Raw genomic sequence first — 18355 nt, 5'->3', positions numbered from 1 at the left:
TGAGAACGTCCACCAAAACCAAACCCGCTGTGATTTAAAGTTTCGAAACCTTTATAATAATCTAACATTAATCCACGTGCATATTTCGCCTTCTTTCCTGAAATTAGAGTTTCAGTTGTTTTTAAAAATTCCGTTAGTGATTTAAATTCTGGCACCTGTCCATTAAGCATTTGCATCCAAATTTCCATATCATTTACTGAAGACCCCATGCTTCCTGCTCCATAACTTAACTGATTACTTATAGAAAACCTAAATCCGTCCTTATGTTTTTGATAACCAACCGATTTGTTTTTAATCGGTTTTCCATGTGCAACTCTTACAAACGTTGAATTCATTTTTAAAGGATTCAAAATATTGAGTTTCAAATACTCGTCAAGGTTTTGCCCGGAAATACGCTCAATAATCATAGCCAATAAGTTATAATTGGTATTAGAATAGCTCACTTTTTCGCCAACTAAGTGGTTTAAATGTTTCTGTTTAATAGCCAGATCTAAAACCGTGTTGTTATCGTAATATTGCGTATCATAATCAAACCCTGCCAAATACATTAGTGTGTGATAATTTCTTATTCCACTCGTATGGTTTAATAGATGTTTAATTTTTATAACGTCTTCATAATCTGGAAATTCTGGCAAATACAGTCTAATATCGTCATCTAAACTGATTTTACCATCATCTGCCAAAGCCCAAATAGCCGAAGCAGTAAATTGTTTTGCAATGGATGCTAAACTAAAAACGGTAGAATCAGAATTCTTAATGTTATAATCTAAACTAGAAAGCCCGAAGCCTTTAGAATAGATAGATTGACCTTGATTAATCACCTTTACGCTCAATCCTGGCGCATCATTAGAAACATATGTTGCTAACAATTCATCAATTTTTTGATTTGCATTTGTTTGTGCTTTTGAACTTAAAAAAACAAACACACCAATCAATAAGCACGTGTTTCTTAAATTGAACATTGCTTATATTTTTGATAAAAATAAGTTGGAATCAGTCCAAAATTAAGGAACAGAAAGCCAATAAAAACAATGATTCCTCTATATGGCCACGTTAAAAACTCGAACATAGCACCAATTCCAAGAATAAAAAAAGTAATAAACCCAAGGATGTAAAATGATTTTTGCATGATAAATGATTTTAAGAATATTTGTGAATCGATTTTTTATAATGCGCATACATATGCGCAGGAAGTATAACAACTACCGAAACTAAAATTGCACCAAGTAAATATGCGTTAGCATAAGGCCACTGCATCATTTGAAAAACTAAGCTAATCACCAATAATACAATAACTAAAAAACCAGCAGAGAATTTTAACTTATTTACAGTAATGATTTCCTTCGCTAATTTTTGATGATTAGTTTCTAATTGTAGATTCTGAAAATTAGCATAACCACCAAATTTTTGTAAAGCCTGTTGATATAACATATTAAAATCATCAGAATCTTGGTTTTCAATATATGTACAGATATGATCCAACAAATCTTCTTTTAAATCTTTACTCTCAACACCATACAAGGATAAACTGTTATCTATAAACGTAATATGCTTTTCTGTTAACTCCATGATTATATCGGTTTTGGATTAAAAATTAAACTTAAGGTCTCAATAAAATCATTGATTTCTTCAGTAACAGTCTCTACCATTTTCTTCCCTTCCTTCGTTACTTTATAATATTTCCGAACACGCTTTCCTATAAACACCTTTTCAGTTTCTAAAACCTTTTTCGCTTCAAGCTTGTGTAAAATGGGATATAATGCACCTTCCGAAATATCTATTTTCCCTGAAGTCATCTTTTTTACTTCTTGTGTAATCTCGTAACCATACATTCTTCCCTTATTATTAATAAGCGTTAAAATGATGGGTTGTAAGGTTCCTTTTGTCAATTCTTTACTATACATATTACAAATATACATTTTATATAAATGTATCCTAATAAAATGTGTGTTATTTACTTTAATGCCTATCTATTAGTTTTTCTTTAAGAACATTGCGTTGTATCTTTGTCTTTAGCAATTAAGCCAATGTTAGACGTACAAAACATAAGAAAAGACTTTCCCATACTTCAACGTAAAGTCAACGGGAAACCACTCATCTATTTTGATAATGCTGCAACTTCACAAACACCACAACAGGTTATTGATGTTATTGTAGATTATTATACAAATTACAATGCCAATATCCACAGAGGTGTGCATAGTTTAAGTCAAGAAGCAACTGATGCCTACGAACAAGCACGTATTAAAATTCAGAAGCATTTTAACGCCAAACATCCTCACGAAATAATTTATACCGCTGGCACAACGCATAGTATTAACTTAGTAGCTAATGGTTTTTCGTCGTTATTACAAAAAGGCGATGAAATTATCGTATCAGCTTTAGAGCATCACAGTAATATTGTGCCTTGGCAAATGCTTTGCGAACGTACAGGAGCTATCTTGAAGGTTATTCCCATGAACGAAAATGGCGAATTAATCCTGTCTGATTTCGATGCGCTTTTAAATGACCATACAAAACTGGTGTTTGTTAATCATATTTCAAACGCCTTAGGAACTATAAACCCTATTGAATACATTATAGACGAAGCTCACAAGGTTGGTGCCGCTGTTTTAGTTGATGGAGCACAATCTTGTCCGCATATAAAACCAGATGTTCAAGCCTTAGATGTTGACTTTTATGTCTGTTCTGCTCATAAGTTATGTGGACCAACAGGTGTGGGTATGCTTTACGGAAAAGAAGATTGGCTCAACAAATTACCGCCTTACCAAGGAGGTGGAGAGATGATTGCAGAAGTATCTTTTGAAAAAACGACCTACGCAGCCTTACCTCATAAATTTGAAGCGGGTACACCAAACATTTGTGGTGGTATTGCCTTTGGCGCTGCCATTGATTACATGAATTCTATTGGTTTTGATAACATTGCCCAATACGAACATGAACTTTTAGAATACGGAACCGAACAATTACAAAAAATTGAAGGTTTAAAAATCTACGGAACGGCTAAAGAAAAAACCTCAGTCATTTCATTCAATGTAGGCACTATTCATCCTTATGATATCGGAACTATTTTAGATAAAATGGGCATTGCAGTACGTACAGGTCATCATTGTGCGCAGCCGATTATGGATTTCTATAAAATTCCTGGAACTGTAAGAGCGTCATTCATGTTTTATAATACCAAAGAAGAAATTGACACGTTTATTACGGCTCTTAAAAAAGCTGTAATGATGTTATCCTAAACTTTGGCATTAAAAATGTATCTTATTCGGTATAAAACTTTAAAAGATGAAATTTCTAATTAGCCTATTTACCCTTTTACTAACGATTAACTCATGTGACTCGTCTAAAAAAGTGGTAGAAAACAGTAAAAACATGCAAGACACACTTTCAGGAACCTATTATATCACGCAGCTTGAGGATACTGATGTTTCACTTTATAAACTCGTCATTTCTTTTGACGAGACCTCAAATAAAGTTACTGGATTTGCAGGTTGTAATAGTCTCTTTGGGAGTTATTCCTTAGAAAATAATAGTATAACACTTGAAAATATTGCGACTTCAAAAAAAATGTGTCAGAAAGATATCATAGTAATTGAGCGTCAATTCCTAAAAGCTTTAAACGCGATAGACTCGTTTTCAATAAACGATACAAATATTTCATTTTCAGAAAATGATACTATTCTTTTTAAAGCAACTAGCACTATAGCTGTCTCTAAAAAAAGTACTGCTTCAAGCGATAACGATACCTATAAAACGGCTGTTAAATATCAAACATTAACAAGAGGCGCATTTGACTTTATATTAATTTCAAACCAGGGTATTTCTATTTCAAAAGATCAAGGACTTCAACATATAGAAAAACATAGCATTGACGCTACTCAATGGGAAGAACTTAAAGGCCTAATAGAAACTGTTGACTTAAAATCACTTCAGGAATTAAAACCTCCTTCTAAAAAACACCAATACGACGGAGCTCCTCATGCTACATTAGCTATACAAATAGGAGATATGGAATATATGACTCCTACGTTTGATCATGGCAATCCTCCAAAGGATATTGAAGCTTTAGTTAATAAAGTGTTATCCATTAAAGAAAAAACTGTAAAACAGTAGCTATTTTGTAATTTTGTAGAAAAGATTGAGACTATGAGCATTGAAGACGTACAAAATGAAATTATTGAGGAGTTCGCCATGTTTGAAGATTGGGAAGAACGCTACCAATACATGATAGACTTAGGTAAGGACCTTCCTTTAATAGATGAAAAATATAAAACTGAAGATAATATAATCAAAGGTTGCCAGAGTAAAGTTTGGGTTCACGCCAATATGGTAGATGATAAAATAAACTTTACGGCAGATAGCGATGCTATTATCACCAAAGGTATTATAGCGATATTGATTAGAGCATTTTCTAATCAACATCCAGCAGCTATTATTGAAGCTAATACTGATTTCATTGACAAAATTGGTCTAAAAGAACATTTATCACCAACTAGAGCAAACGGCTTGGTAAGTATGATAAAACAATTAAAACTGTATGCCATTGCATACCAAACACAATTGAATTAAGTTGTTTATCTTTTAATGGTGGTTGGCTCGATTCAACGACACAACAACAACTTAAGAACTAAACAGATTCCCGTTTAAATGGGGATAGAAAATAAATTTTCAGATGAGCGACACAACTATAGATACAGCAGTATTAGGGGAGAAAATCCTTAGAGTTATTAAAACCATTTACGATCCAGAAATTCCTGTAGACATTTATGAACTAGGATTAATCTATGATGTTTTTATAAACGAAGATTACGAAGTCAAAATCTTAATGACTTTGACTACTCCTAACTGTCCTGTAGCAGAAACTTTACCATTAGAAGTTGAAGAAAAAATAAAATCCATTAATGAGGTTAAAGATGCCGAAGTAGAAATTACTTTCGATCCGCCTTGGTCTCAAGAATTAATGAGTGAAGAAGCCAAGTTAGAACTTGGAATGCTTTAAGTAAACCAAAAAAATGCCAAGACGTAATCCTACTTCATTAAAAGACGATAAGAAAAAAAGCCTTAAATCGTCATTTGATGCTTTGGTTTATATACCTCGATTTTTTAAAGAAATTTGGAGAGTTAACAAAAGGCTCTTCCTACTGTCTGCATTATGTAGACTAATTGGTGCATTGCTTCCTGTTATTATTTTATGGATAGGTAAACTCATTATAGATGAAATTATTTTACAAATTTCATTAGATAATCCAGACTATTATACGCTGTGGACGTATGTTGCTGCTGAGTTTGGACTTATTATACTTTCGGATTTAATAAGTAGAGCCATTTCTTTAACCGATGGTTTGCTTGGCGACGAATATAATATTGCTACATCAGTAACCATTATAAGAAAAACCAATCAAATTAACATTAGCTTATTAGAGGATTCTGAATTTTATGATAAGCTAGAACGTGCCAGAACACAAACCACGGGTCGTGTTGCTCTAATGTCTAATGTTTTAGGACAAGCACAAAGCGCCATATCGATTACTACGCTTATAGCTGGTTTAATTTATTTTGAACCGTATCTCATTATCCTATTAGTCCTTAGTATTATCCCTTCGTTTATCAATGAAGTACGCTTTAGTCAACAACAATATTCGTTAGCACGAAGCTGGACATCTGAACGACGTGAATTAGATTATCTACGATTTATAGGAGCAAACGATAAAACCGCCAAAGAAATCAAACTTTTTGGGTTAACCGATTTTGTAGTAGATCGATTTAAAAATCTATCCGAAGAGTATTTTCAGCTTAATAAAACTTTGGCTATTAAACGATCTGCCTTAGGGTTTTTGTTTAATGTATTAGGATCTTTGAGTTATTATGGGGCGTATGTCTTTATTATTTATCGTGTGCTTTCTGGAGCGATTACACTTGGTGAATTAACTTTTTTATCAGGATCATTCAATCGCCTAATGAAAAACCTTCAAGATTTCTTTTCTAAATTTACACGTATTTCTGAAAGCGCGTTGTACCTTAAAGATTATTTTGATTTTGTTGATATTTCAATCACTTCAAAAGCTAAAGAGGATATTCCCTTACCTAAACAGATTAAAAAAGGATTCGAATTTAAAGAGGTTCGTTTCTCATATCCAAATTCCGAAACTGAAATTTTAAAAGGTATCACTTTCAATCTTAAAGCCGGAGAAAAATTAGCTTTTGTTGGACAAAATGGAGCCGGAAAAACAACCTTAATTAAACTATTATTGCGTTTCTATGAGCCTACTTCTGGCGAAATATTATTAGACGGCATTAATATTAACCGTTTTAATATCGCGGAATATCAAGAATATTTTGGAGTCATTTTTCAAGATTTCTTTAGATATGAATTTACAGTAAAAGAAAATATCGCCATCGGAAATATAAACGAATTAGAGAACCAAGCAAAAATTGAAAATGCTGCAGAATTAAGTTTAGCAAACGAGGTGGTTTCAGAATTAAAAAATGGCTACAATCAGCAATTAGGAAAACGTTTTTCTAATGGACAAGAATTATCTGGTGGTCAATGGCAAAAAGTCGCCCTAGCTAGAGCGTATATGAAAAGTGCCGAAGTCATGGTTTTAGACGAACCAACATCTGCCCTAGATGCTAGAGCAGAAAGTGAAGTCTTCGGTCGTTTTATTGGCTTAACTGAAGGCAAAACAAGTATTATCATTTCGCACAGATTTAGTACAGTCCGCCAAGCAGATCGCATTTTAGTCTTAGAACATGGAAAAGCATTAGAAATTGGAACCCATGAGGAACTCATGAAGAACCAAGATTTGTATTCTGAATTGTTCACACTACAAGCTGAAGGCTATCAGTAAATCAATTATCTTTGTTGTATGGAAGGAGAAATCATTAATAGAGTTGCGAACAGCAAACTAAAAGTTATAGATTTAGAAGACTATTACCCAAAAGGTGAACGTGTTTTGTTTGATATAAAAGAGTGGTTGCTTGAAGGCTTGGTGCTACGCGAGAAAGATTTTAGAGCTTTTGTTGCTGAGCATGACTGGTCAAAATACCAAGACTGTTATGTGGCCTTACAGTGTTCCACAGACGCTATTGTACCCGATTGGGCTTATATGTTGATCTCTATAGAACTTCAAGCTTATGCTAAATTAGCTATCATTGGTTCTCTAAGCGATTTGGAATCTATTTTATATGCTGAAATTATATCTAACTTAGATGTTTCAGAATTCCAAGGTTTACCTGTAATTATAAAAGGCTGCTCTCATAAACCTGTGCCTTCTAATGCCTTAGTTTTACTGTCTCAAAAACTAAAACCCATTACTAGGTCCATAATGTTTGGTGAGGCCTGCTCTTCTGTCCCTTTGTACAAAAAACGTTAAATCTTAAAATTATATTAAATTCTATTTTTGGATTGGTTTTATAAACGAAAAGCAAATAATTTTACACCCTTAAACCGTAAAAGAAGCCTTTAATATTACTTTATGATGCAGATATAAATTGTGACCTCAATTAATTATCCGTGTCAAACCCTAGAGTAAGTTAATTAATGTAACCTAAAACAACAAAAAATTAAAATTTACCTTATTATGAATATTAACAAAAAATTATTTTTATCAGCATCTTTAGTGCTTGCCGTTAGTTTTGGTTTTTCTCAAACCAAAGAAGAATTACAAGCTCAGAAAGCTGAAAAACAAGCAGAAGCGAACAAATTTCAAGGAGAGGCTGATGCCATACAAAAACAAATTGATGCTTTACCAGGTTGGAGAGTAGGTGCTTTTGGTACTATTGGAGGTAGCTTATCTGAATTTAACGATTGGTATTCTCAGGGAACACCAAACAACAGTTCTGGTAACATTGGTGTTTCTTTTAATGCATTTGCTAATAAAATTGAAGCAAAATATTTCTGGAGAAATGCCTTAACTACAAACTTTGCATGGGTAAAGTTAGATGATAAAGATGACGCAACGGATAGTGATTCTTTTGAATCTACGACAGATGTTTTTAATATCTCTTCGCTTTATGGTTATAAACTAACTGAAAAAATTGCAATTTCTGCATTAGGCGAATACAGAACAACCGTATTAGACAACTTTAATGACCCAGGATACTTAGACGTTGGTGTTGGTGCTACTTGGACTCCAGTTGAAAATTTAATCGTGGTAGTCCACCCATTAAACTACAACTTCGTTTTTGCTGATGATGATACTATTTTTGAATCTTCGCTAGGTGCTAAAATTGTAGCAGATTATACAAGACAAATTGGCGCTATACATTTCAAAAGTAATTTATCAGCATTCCAAAGCTATGAATCCTCAGATTTATCTAATGTAACTTGGACAAACTCATTCAGTTACAAATTATGGAAAATGATTGGTGTTGGTTTTGACTTTGGTTTACGTAGCAACAAGCAAGAAGCTTTAGACTACTCTATTAATACCTTAGGCAATACTACTGAAACTTTTGATTCTGTAGATAACAAAATACAATCTTACTACACTGTTGGTTTAACTTACGCGTTCTAACACCAGTTTAATTACAATAGAAAACCTGTCTAGAATAAAATTTAGACAGGTTTTTTTATGCTTTAGTTTTCCTTAATTAAAGGTTTTCTTCTTGTCCTTTTTCTTAAATAGGCGTTTAATAAAACCATCACGCTTCGTAGGCTCACAATCCAAATCACTTAATACTTGTTCTGAAGGGGTTTCAAATTGTCCTTTTGTAATAGTATTAAAGTCACTGTCTTTATTTAATTTCTGGTAGAATTTAGCAAATATAGGTAAGGCTGAATTAGAACCTTGTCCCATACCTGTAGACTTAAATCCTATGGCATGATTGTCATTACCAACCCAAGTAATGGTGACTAAGTTTGGCGTTAACCCAACAAACCAACCATCTTTATTATCTTGCGTCGTTCCTGTTTTACTTGCAATGTCATTCGTTAATCCGTAGGTATGTCGTAGTCGAGTTGCTGTACCTTTATTAACGGTAGATTTCATCATTTCTAAAAGCACTTGCCTTGTATATGTACTATAGGCTTCTTCCTCAGAAACCTCGGGCTTAAAAGTCGCTATAACATTTCCAAATTTATCTTCTATTTTAGTGATATAATATGGCTTTACAGCTTTACCTTCATTAAGATAACTCGCATAAGCACCTGTTAAATCTTTCACGCTTATTTCTGCAACTCCCAAGGCTAGTGAGGGTTCATTGGGTAGGTTCTTTGAAATCCCTAGCTTTTCAACTTGCTCTAAAACTTTTGGAATGCCCACTTCTTCTAAAACTTTAACCGAAATGGTATTTACAGAATTACTTAAAGCATTTTCTAAAGTGTAATTGATATAAGGGTCTTCCTCATCACTACCGGCATTAGCAGGTGTCCAATCATCATAATCTGTATAAGTCACTTTATTTAATGAGAAATACGTACAAGGACTTAAACTATTATTTATAGCTGCAGTATACACAAAAGGTTTAAATGTAGATCCGACTTGGCGTTCGCTTTGAGAAATATGATCGTATTTAAAATACCTGTAATCAATACCTCCAACATAAGTTCTTACAGCTCCTGTTGTTGGCTCTACAGACAACATGCCTGTGTTTAAAAATTTGAGATAATGTTTTAAGCTATCTATGGTCGATATATTTCTAATCGTATCTCCTTTCCAGCTAAACAAGTCTGTAGGTTTAACAATACTTAGTGAATCTTTAATTTGATTTTCAGTTAGTCCTTGTTTTTTATATCTTTTTACTTGGTTTAATTTAGAAATCGCGCTTTTAAGCAATTTTGTATTCGTTTCCCATGGTGAATTTTTTCCATATGATGTTTCAAAATCAGCTTGAAGTCTACTCATATGCTCCTCCATAGCGTCTTCTGCTAACTGCTGCATTTTAAAATCTAAAGTTGTATGAACAATTAAACCATCCTTATATAGATCGTATTTATCTCCTTCAGGCGTTTTTAAGGTATCTAAAATAGATTCTAATTGCTTTTTTACCTCAGCTCTAAAATAAGGAGCTACACCTAAATCATGATTAAATGAACGATACTCTAATTCTAAAGGCTGCTTTGCATAATACGCTAAAGAATCTTTTGACAAATACGCATAGTTGACCATCTGGTTTAAAACCACATTCCTTCTATCTTCACTTCGTTGCAAATGTACTCTTGGATTGTAATAGGTATTTGCTTTTAATGTGCCAACTAAGGTTGCTGCTTCAATAATTGAAATATCATTTACCGATTTATTGAAGAATTTACGCGACGCACTTTCTATGCCGTACGTATTATCAGAAAACGGAACCGTATTAAGATATAAGGTTAAAATATCTTCTTTAGAATACACAGATTCAATACGCTTAGCAACAATAGCTTCTTTAAATTTATTAATAAGCATACCGAATAAGGCGTAATTTTTTCTGCCATATAGATTTTTAGCCAACTGTAATGTTATTGTACTTCCTCCTCCTGCAGATTTATCTCGAAGAATTAAACTCTTCACAAAAACACGCATTAAACTGATATTGTCTATACCATCGTGCTCATAAAAACGAGAATCTTCCGTAGCGATTAAAGCCTCAATAAGATGTTTAGGCAAATCCTCATACACCACTGGTTGTCGATCATAGATGTAATATTTACCAATTAATTTTTCATCTTTATCTAAAAGCTGTGTCGCTTGTTCTTGTTTTATAGAACTTATATCCTCTGTGGTTGGCACTTTTCCAAATAGTCCAAAGTATATACTTATATAAAGTCCTAAAAGGAATAGTAAAATAGCGGCTATTAAAATAAGTAACCATTTTATCCATTTGTTACTTAGTCCCTTTTTAATAAAAGTTTTAAAGCGCGATTGGGGAGAATTCATATAAAAGACCTTTTTTTATTCTATATCTTCAACGTCTGGATATAGGAAATGATTGTATGGAAAACGCGTAACATGGATTTCTCGGACTTCTTTATAGACACGTTTTCTAAATTCATCCATATTTTCCTTATTTAATGCTGAAATAAATAAAGCATTACCATCCATACGATTCATCCAAGTCTTTTGCCATTCTTCAATGCTATAATTCGCCTTCGTACGTTCATCTACCAAATTATCTTCATCAAAAGGCTCTGCTTCATAAGCATCAATCTTATTGAATACCATAATGGTAGGTTTATCCTTACTATCAATTTCATCTAAAATCTGATTAACAGAATCAATATGTTCTTCAAAATTAGTGTGCGAAATATCGACCACATGCAGTAATAAATCGGCTTCGCGAACTTCATCTAATGTACTTTTAAAAGATTCCACCAATTGTGTTGGCAGTTTTCTAATAAATCCAACCGTATCACTCATTAAAAAAGGCAAGTTACCAATAACAACTTTTCTAACCGTAGTATCTAAGGTCGCAAACAATTTATTTTCTGCAAAAACTTCACTTTTACTAATCACATTCATTAAGGTAGATTTCCCCACATTCGTATAGCCTACTAGTGCTACGCGTACCATTTTACCACGATTACCACGCTGAACGGCTTGTTGTTTATCTATAACTTTAATCTTAGCCTTTAGTAGAGCAATTTTATCACGAACAATACGTCTATCCGTTTCAATCTCTGTTTCACCAGGTCCGCGCATTCCAATTCCCCCTTTTTGACGTTCAAGGTGTGTCCACATCCCTTTTAATCTTGGGAGTAAATATTCGCATTGTGCTAATTCTACTTGTGTTCTCGCATAACTGGTTTGTGCGCGTTGTGCAAAAATATCTAAGATAAGATTCGTTCTATCAAGTATTTTACACTCTAAAATTTTGCTAATATTTCGTTCTTGAGCAGGAGATAATTCATCATCAAAAATAACCGTACCAATATCATTTGCTTCAACAAATTGCCTTACATCTTCCATTTTACCAGTCCCAATAAACGTTTTAGGATTAGGTATTGCCATTTTTTGGGTAAAACGTTTTACCACTTCACCACCAGCTGTAAAGGTTAGAAACTCTAATTCATCTAAATATTCTTTAGATTTTTCTTCATCTTGATTTTGAGTAACAACACCTATAAGTACTGCTTTTTCTAATTCTATATCTTTTTTCTCTATCATAATTAATTAAAGTACAAAGTTAAGCAAATGGTTTAGTCCTATTAATATTTTAAAAACCTATATTTAATCCTATGAATAATAATATTAACGCTTACACCATTGCTTTTTATAATATCGAAAATTTATTTGATATAAAAAAAGACCCAACAACAAATGATCAAGATTTTCTACCAACATCTCAAAAACGCTGGACATTAAAGCGCTATAATAATAAATTAATGAAATTGGGCACTGTAATTCCCAAAATAGGTAATGAAGATAATGAAATAGCACCAGTAATAATTGGTTTAGCAGAAATTGAAAATAAAAAAGCCCTTTCCGACTTAATTAACAGCTCACATCTTAAAGATGAAAATTACAGTTATATACATTATGACTCCCCAGATGAAAGAGGAATCGATGTGGCTTTACTATATAAGAGCGATATTTTTAAGGTTTACCACTCTGAAACTTTTTCAGTTTACTTAGAAAGAGAAAATGGAGAACAAGATTATACAAGAGATATCTTACTAGTAAAAGGTGAACTTAATAACGAACATATTCATGTTATTGTTAATCATTGGTCTTCACGAAGAGAAGGCATTAAAGAAACAGAGTTTAAGAGGTTAGAAGCTGCAAATGTCGTTAATACTATTATTAAATCATTAAGACAAGATGATCCTGATGCAAAAATTATTGTGATGGGAGACTTTAACGACAACCCAAATAGCAGAAGTATACAATTACTAGAAGACGAAAGTTTTCTTTTTAATCCATTTAAAACCGTTTGGTCTTATGATAACGGAAGCTCGAGTCATAATTTTCAATGGCAATTATTTGATCAAATTTTATTCTCTACTAACTTTTTTGACACTAGTAATTCTAAATTAACATTTAGTGATGCCAAAGTTTTTAATAGTAAATTTCTTACTCAATCAGATGGTAAATATAAAGGTCAACCTTTTAGGACCTTTGTAGGTAAAAAATATAAGGGAGGTTATAGCGATCATTTCCCTGTTTTTATTGAATTGAGGCCATCATAAAAAATACCTAACCCATTTATCGATTAATACGGTAGTTAATCTATTTTAGTATTGTTAACAACATGTTAATAGTCATTTTTTATATATTCGAGTTCGCAGAGGCTAAACGTCCAACCAACGGCAGCTACGCGAAAAACATCACAATTTTTCTTAGAAACCAACAAACCACTTTATAATCAACCAATTATAAAGCAAATAAATAATTTTTAACAAACCGATTAATAATGAAAAAAATTACTCTATTTTTAATCATGCTAGGTTTTTTCCTAACTGCTAGCGCTCAGTATGATTTTCCATCTATAGTGGGACCGATAAATGTTACCTCTGGAGGAAATGCAAGTATCAACATCAATGATACAGCCAATACAGCAGGCGTACCTGCATCCTCTTCTGGGTCATATTCATCGTTTTCGGTATCAGCTGACTGGTCCGAAGGTGAAGGGTTCCCTTATTCTCAAGAAGCCCAACTCACTATAACGACATCAGCGGGAGATGTATTTTTAGATATAGCAACTTCTGGCTGGAACTATAACGCTAACGATACAACGTTGATTTTTTCAGGTGAATTACCTGCTGGTTATGATCCTACAACAGACGGATATTTAGAAATTACACCTAACCAAGATTATGCTGGATCAGATGCCAATTGGTCTAATATTGTTATAACACTTTTTGAAAGTCCAACATGTCTTAACCCTTCAGGTATGATAACTAGCATGTTAACAACAACAGACGTTGATTTAACTTGGAGTGCAGGCTTTTCTGAAACGGCATGGAATGTTGAATATAATAGTGGAGACGATTTTACGCCAGGCGCTGGCGAAGAGGAAGCTTCTGCTGCTATTACAGGTACACCTGCAACATCATTTACAGGTTTAACTGAGAATACAAATTACTTTGTGTATTATCAAGCAGATTGTGGCACTGACGATGGCCTAAGCGAATGGGTAGGACCTTTTACGTTTTATACAGGTATTTGTGAATCAATACCAAGTTCAAATGATAATGATGGAATTCTTGAGGTGCAATTAGGAACAGAAACTTTTACTTCTGGAGGAGATATAACCTATGAGGATTTTACAGACACTACAGTTGATTTAGCCGCTGCCGTAAATGCTAACTTACAAATAACATTTGGCACAGGATATCCCTATGATACGAATGTGTGGATTGATATCAATAATGATTTAGTTTATGACAATGAAACAGAACTCTTTTTTCAAGGAGAATCATTAGCAGCCAATCCAACAGTGTTTAATGCTTCATTTTTAATGCCTAATGCTCCTTTAGGTGTTTATAATATGAGAATCGGAACTGCAGACTCTGGCCAAGCAACACCAAACCCTTGCTATAATGGTACTTACGGTGTAACAATGGATTTTACCATAAATATTACAGAAGCACCAAGTTGTATACCACCAAGTGCTTTAACAGCTACTGGAATTGGAGCAAATACCGCAGAACTTAGTTGGGATCAAGTAGGTAGTGTATCACAATGGAATATTGAAGTTGTAACTAACGGAACAGAACCAACTGGCACACCAACGGAAAGTGATATTTCAAACCCATATACTGCAACAGGCTTAGACGGTTTATCAAGTTACGATTATTACGTACAAGCTAATTGTGGAAGTGAACTTAGCGCATGGACAGGTCCTTTTACTTTTACGACATTATGTGATATCGTTGTTCCAGATTATATTGAAAATTTTGAAGATTTTACCTTTGCTATAGCACCTGAATGTTGGGATGAAGCTGATAGTGGTGACTTAACAACAGGACCAACAGATTTAGGAGCTAGTTCTTGGCTACCTGGTGATTTTCTAGGTTCACAAGCCTATAGAATTAATTTATATGGAAGTACATGGAGTGACCCAAAAAGTGATTGGATTATTTCTCCTTTATTTGATTTAACAGGTGGTCCTTTTCAAGTAGAGTTTGATTTTGGAATAATGGAATACCTTTCTACGGTGAATTCTGGAACTTTAGGATCTGACGATACCGTACAATTATTAATCACCACTGACAACGGAGTAACATGGGTTCCATTATTAACTTATGACAATACATCCGTAATTCCTCCTACAGGGACACATCCTGTCGTTGATTTAACTACCTATAGTGGTCAAATTGTTCAATTTGCAATTTTAGGATCGGAAGGAACAACCATTGATAGTGATGTAGACAATGATATTTTTGTAGATAATTTTAGAGTACGCGGAATTCCAACTTGTGCCGAACCATCAGATTTAACAGCAGTTAATTTAAGTTTAACCTCTACTGAAATAGGTTGGACTGAAACTGGAAGTTCTGAATCTTGGAATATACAATACTATGAATCAGATTTTGATTTAGGAACAGGAACTATCGTAAATGACTTAGCATCTACTACATATATATTATCTGATCTATTACCAGATACATATTATGAATTTTACGTGCAAGCTATTTGTGCGCCCGGAGAATTAAGTTCTTATTATGGACCGTTCGAATTCTTTACTGGATATTGTGTTTCTAGTCCTGGCCCTTTTACTGATGGTACAGGTGTAAATAATATAACAATAGGAACTACTGAATTCACAAGTTTAGGTGATGATATCTTTTATGAAAATCAAACTTCACCAGTAATAAACATTTTCCAAGGACTAGAAACGACCGTGTCACTAGAATATGGACATGCATACACTTACAATACTAATATATGGATTGATTTTAATGATGATTTAGTTTTTGATGAATCTGAATTAATCTTTACGGGCGAATCTGCTGGTGGAGATTGGGGAGATGATTCTCACATATATGACTTCTCATTCATAATTCCATTAACAGCAACCGCTGGTGAGCATAGAATGCGAATTGTAGGGACTGATTTTGAACAAGATCCTGCTGAACCATGTTTTAATGAAAACTATGGTGTTACTTTAGACTTTACAGTCAACTTACAAGAATTAAACTGTACGTTAGCAGAAGCAGAGTATTCAACAGTAATAGACTGTGATACCGATCAATTTTACATTGCAGTAGATATTTTAAATTTAGGTGATGCTACGTCATTAGAAATCTCAAATAGTTTTGATGAAAATACAGTACAAGCAACAACTACCGAAACATATCAAGCTGGGCCGTTTGATTTCGGAACGCCAGTTAGAATATTTGTTACTAATGAACAAGATAATAATTGTGTTATTAGTAGTAACACGTTTGAAGTTTTAGCTTGTCCACCAAGTAATGATGAATGTGCAGGAGCTATTACAGCAGTAGTCAATGAATTTGGCACTTGTGATTTAGTAACTTCAGGGACAATATTGGCTGCAACACCTTCTAATGTTCCAGACACTTCTTGTACAGGTGTAACCAATGATGATGTTTGGTTTGAATTTACAGCGTTAAGTGAAGTGCAACTGATTTCAATTATTAATATTGTTGGTGGTACTACTAACATAGACCATGCGGTTTATGAAGGAGATTGTGGAACTTTAACGGAATTATATTGTTCAGATGAAGATGCAAGTATCACACCAGAATTAACTATTGGTAATACTTATTTTATAAGAATATTTAGTGGTGGTAGTACATTAGAAACCTCTACGTTTGATCTTTGTATTAGACCTGCACCAACAAATACAATATGTGAAAATGCCGAAAATTTCTGTTCACAAGATGGAGCTTTAGAAGCGGCAAGTATATTTGGTATTCCATCTTCTGGCTCAATTGCATGTTTAACAACATCGCCAAATCCAACTTGGAATATTATTCAAATTGGTAATCCTGGATTGGTTGAAATTACTATATCTCAAGTTGATGATGATGGAAATGGTTTAGATGTTGATTATGCACTTTGGGGACCTTTTGCTTCTGTAGAAGATTCTTGTGATAATCTAGATTTAGGTTGTCCAACTCCAGGTGATTGTCCAGGTATTCCATATGCACCAGAATTTTATCCATATGGAAATATTGCAGATTGTAGTTGGTCGGCTGCTTCGATAGAAACTCTTACCATAGACAATGCCTTAGAGGGAGAAGTATATATATTACTCGTATCTAATTATGGAGATGAACCAGGTACAATTAGTATAGAACAAACAAACGCAGGTAATCCTGGTGATGGATCTCTTATAGCAGAAATATCAGCTGAGATTGTAAGTAACGAAGTTATTCTTTCAGAAACTGATGATCCTAACGTCGTTGAAGCTAGCGTCTGTGGTTTTGATTCCATAACGTTAGAGACAAGCTCACCATTTGCAGATGAATTTATTTGGTATGAAGATGGTTATGAAATGGAAGGTGAAACGTCTTCAATTCTTGTTGTTACAGAATCTAATAATTACCAAGTGAAAGCGATTGATAACCAGTGTGGTTCTGAAGCCTTTTCTCAGATAGCTATCATAAACTTGTATACTGATCCAGAGCCATTAGCTCCTCAAACAATTGAAATATGTGATGGGCCAGAAGCAGATGGCATAGAAACATTTGATTTAGACGCGTTTACCGCATCACTTGGTCTTGATGGATTTACATTAAGTTATTATTTAACAACGGATGATGCTAACCAAGCGATGAGCCCGGTAACTTCACCATATAACTCAAGTGGCGAAACACTAATCATTAGAATAGAAGATTCGGCTGCAGCAGAAAACGGATACTTAGGATGTAGAGAATTATCTCAAATAGAGTTGATAGTTAACCCAAGACCTATTATTAATCAGCCAGAAGATCTTGTCGTTTGTGATGATTTAGATGGTGTTGTTGATGGTGAAACTGAATTTGATTTAGTATCCTTAAATGATGAAGTTACAATTGAAGATGATATGATAATTTCTTACCATGCTTCTTTAGAAGCTGCTGAAGCTGGTACAGGAGCATTAACAAGTCCTTATACTAGTAGTGGAGAAACCGTATTTGTAAGAGCAGAGAATACTATTACTGGCTGTTACCAGACGACGTCATTCGCGTTAGAAGTTAACATTTCGCCATTAGCTGATTTTGATCTTCAATACGAATATATTGTATGTCCTAACGCAACTGTTCCAATTACAATTGGTATTGTACCTTCTAACTTCACGGATGCTGATGTTTCTGTAACTTGGTCATTAGACGGTACCCCAATCAGTGGAAGTGGAACAACTTTAAGTTCAGTACTTCTTGCTGGTGAGTATTCTGCTACTATAACATTTAATGATTCTGGTTGTTCTGATACCATAACGCAGACAGTTGAAGAAGCAGAGTCTTGTATATTCCCAGAAG

General features: G+C 33.9%; 14 protein-coding genes. 9 read left to right on the top strand and 5 right to left on the bottom strand.

What is annotated here, in order from left to right:
- The 3 genes from KO515_RS14600 to KO515_RS14590 form a co-directional block, all read right to left on the bottom strand.
- Positions 1-962 (bottom strand): serine hydrolase domain-containing protein (locus KO515_RS14600; RefSeq protein ID WP_215937080.1); only part of this gene is annotated, 962 nt, incomplete at its 3' end.
- A 178-nt stretch (positions 963-1140) separates the two neighbouring features.
- Complete coding sequence (locus KO515_RS14595) at positions 1141-1569, bottom strand: hypothetical protein (RefSeq protein ID WP_215937079.1); 429 nt, start codon at positions 1567-1569, stop codon at positions 1141-1143.
- 2 nt (positions 1570-1571) lie between these two features.
- Positions 1572-1904 carry a PadR family transcriptional regulator gene (locus tag KO515_RS14590; protein ID WP_215937078.1) on the bottom strand — a complete coding sequence of 111 codons (333 nt, stop codon included), beginning with the start codon at positions 1902-1904 and terminating at the stop codon, positions 1572-1574.
- Between the two features lie 123 nt (positions 1905-2027).
- On the opposite strand from KO515_RS14590, the gene KO515_RS14585 reads away from it, so the two are divergent.
- The 7 genes from KO515_RS14585 (at position 2028) to KO515_RS14555 (ending at position 8519) form a co-directional block, all read left to right on the top strand.
- Positions 2028-3242, top strand: a complete 1215-nt coding sequence (locus KO515_RS14585; protein ID WP_215937077.1) for an aminotransferase class V-fold PLP-dependent enzyme — start codon at positions 2028-2030, stop codon at positions 3240-3242.
- A gap of 46 nt (positions 3243-3288) precedes the next feature.
- Positions 3289-4116 carry an META domain-containing protein gene (locus KO515_RS14580; protein ID WP_215937076.1) on the top strand — a complete coding sequence of 276 codons (828 nt, stop codon included), beginning with the start codon at positions 3289-3291 and terminating at the stop codon, positions 4114-4116.
- Positions 4117-4149: 33 nt separating this feature from the next.
- Positions 4150-4572 (top strand): SufE family protein, encoded by a 423-nt coding sequence (locus tag KO515_RS14575; protein WP_215937075.1) that lies wholly within the window; start codon positions 4150-4152, stop codon positions 4570-4572.
- Between the two features lie 103 nt (positions 4573-4675).
- Positions 4676-5002: an iron-sulfur cluster assembly protein gene (locus KO515_RS14570; RefSeq protein ID WP_092445619.1), complete on the top strand. Its 327-nt coding sequence runs from the start codon at positions 4676-4678 to the stop codon at positions 5000-5002.
- 13 nt (positions 5003-5015) lie between these two features.
- Positions 5016-6851: an ABC transporter ATP-binding protein gene (locus tag KO515_RS14565; RefSeq protein WP_215937074.1), complete on the top strand. Its 1836-nt coding sequence runs from the start codon at positions 5016-5018 to the stop codon at positions 6849-6851.
- 18 nt (positions 6852-6869) lie between these two features.
- On the top strand, positions 6870-7376 hold the full coding sequence (locus KO515_RS14560) for a DUF2480 family protein (protein WP_215937073.1): 507 nt from the start codon (positions 6870-6872) through the stop codon (positions 7374-7376).
- A 207-nt stretch (positions 7377-7583) separates the two neighbouring features.
- Entirely contained in the window at positions 7584-8519 is a 936-nt protein-coding gene (locus tag KO515_RS14555; protein WP_215937072.1) for a DUF3078 domain-containing protein, read from the top strand.
- Between the two features lie 72 nt (positions 8520-8591).
- Here the strand turns inward: KO515_RS14555 and KO515_RS14550 are convergent, their stop codons facing one another.
- Both KO515_RS14550 and hflX read right to left on the bottom strand, forming a co-directional pair.
- Positions 8592-10862: a transglycosylase domain-containing protein gene (locus tag KO515_RS14550; protein WP_215937071.1), complete on the bottom strand. Its 2271-nt coding sequence runs from the start codon at positions 10860-10862 to the stop codon at positions 8592-8594.
- A 15-nt stretch (positions 10863-10877) separates the two neighbouring features.
- A complete protein-coding gene (gene hflX / locus KO515_RS14545) occupies positions 10878-12089 on the bottom strand; it encodes a GTPase HflX (protein WP_215937070.1) in 1212 nt (403 codons plus the stop codon).
- A 71-nt stretch (positions 12090-12160) separates the two neighbouring features.
- On the opposite strand from hflX, the gene KO515_RS14540 reads away from it, so the two are divergent.
- Entirely contained in the window at positions 12161-13111 is a 951-nt protein-coding gene (locus KO515_RS14540; RefSeq protein WP_215937069.1) for an endonuclease/exonuclease/phosphatase family protein, read from the top strand.
- 224 nt (positions 13112-13335) lie between these two features.
- A partial coding sequence (locus tag KO515_RS14535; RefSeq protein ID WP_215937068.1) for a GEVED domain-containing protein occupies positions 13336-18355 on the top strand: 5020 nt, incomplete at its 3' end.

The sequence above is a fragment of the Winogradskyella psychrotolerans genome, from assembly GCF_018860545.1.
Classification (GTDB): Bacteria; Bacteroidota; Bacteroidia; order Flavobacteriales; family Flavobacteriaceae; genus Winogradskyella; species Winogradskyella psychrotolerans_A.
Note: the sequence above shows the minus strand (reverse complement) of the source record. Positions and strands in the feature narration are given on the sequence as shown.

Coding starts and splice junctions, on each gene's coding strand:
- KO515_RS14590 (WP_215937078.1), bottom strand. CDS start 1,904: ATGTATAGTAAAGAATTGACAAAAGGAACCTTACAACCCATCATTTTA.
- KO515_RS14575 (WP_215937075.1), top strand. CDS start 4,150: ATGAGCATTGAAGACGTACAAAATGAAATTATTGAGGAGTTCGCCATG.
- KO515_RS14560 (WP_215937073.1), top strand. CDS start 6,870: ATGGAAGGAGAAATCATTAATAGAGTTGCGAACAGCAAACTAAAAGTT.
- KO515_RS14595 (WP_215937079.1), bottom strand. CDS start 1,569: ATGGAGTTAACAGAAAAGCATATTACGTTTATAGATAACAGTTTATCC.
- KO515_RS14580 (WP_215937076.1), top strand. CDS start 3,289: ATGAAATTTCTAATTAGCCTATTTACCCTTTTACTAACGATTAACTCA.
- KO515_RS14565 (WP_215937074.1), top strand. CDS start 5,016: ATGCCAAGACGTAATCCTACTTCATTAAAAGACGATAAGAAAAAAAGC.
- KO515_RS14570 (WP_092445619.1), top strand. CDS start 4,676: ATGAGCGACACAACTATAGATACAGCAGTATTAGGGGAGAAAATCCTT.
- KO515_RS14550 (WP_215937071.1), bottom strand. CDS start 10,862: ATGAATTCTCCCCAATCGCGCTTTAAAACTTTTATTAAAAAGGGACTA.
- KO515_RS14585 (WP_215937077.1), top strand. CDS start 2,028: ATGTTAGACGTACAAAACATAAGAAAAGACTTTCCCATACTTCAACGT.
- hflX (WP_215937070.1), bottom strand. CDS start 12,089: ATGATAGAGAAAAAAGATATAGAATTAGAAAAAGCAGTACTTATAGGT.
- KO515_RS14555 (WP_215937072.1), top strand. CDS start 7,584: ATGAATATTAACAAAAAATTATTTTTATCAGCATCTTTAGTGCTTGCC.
- KO515_RS14540 (WP_215937069.1), top strand. CDS start 12,161: ATGAATAATAATATTAACGCTTACACCATTGCTTTTTATAATATCGAA.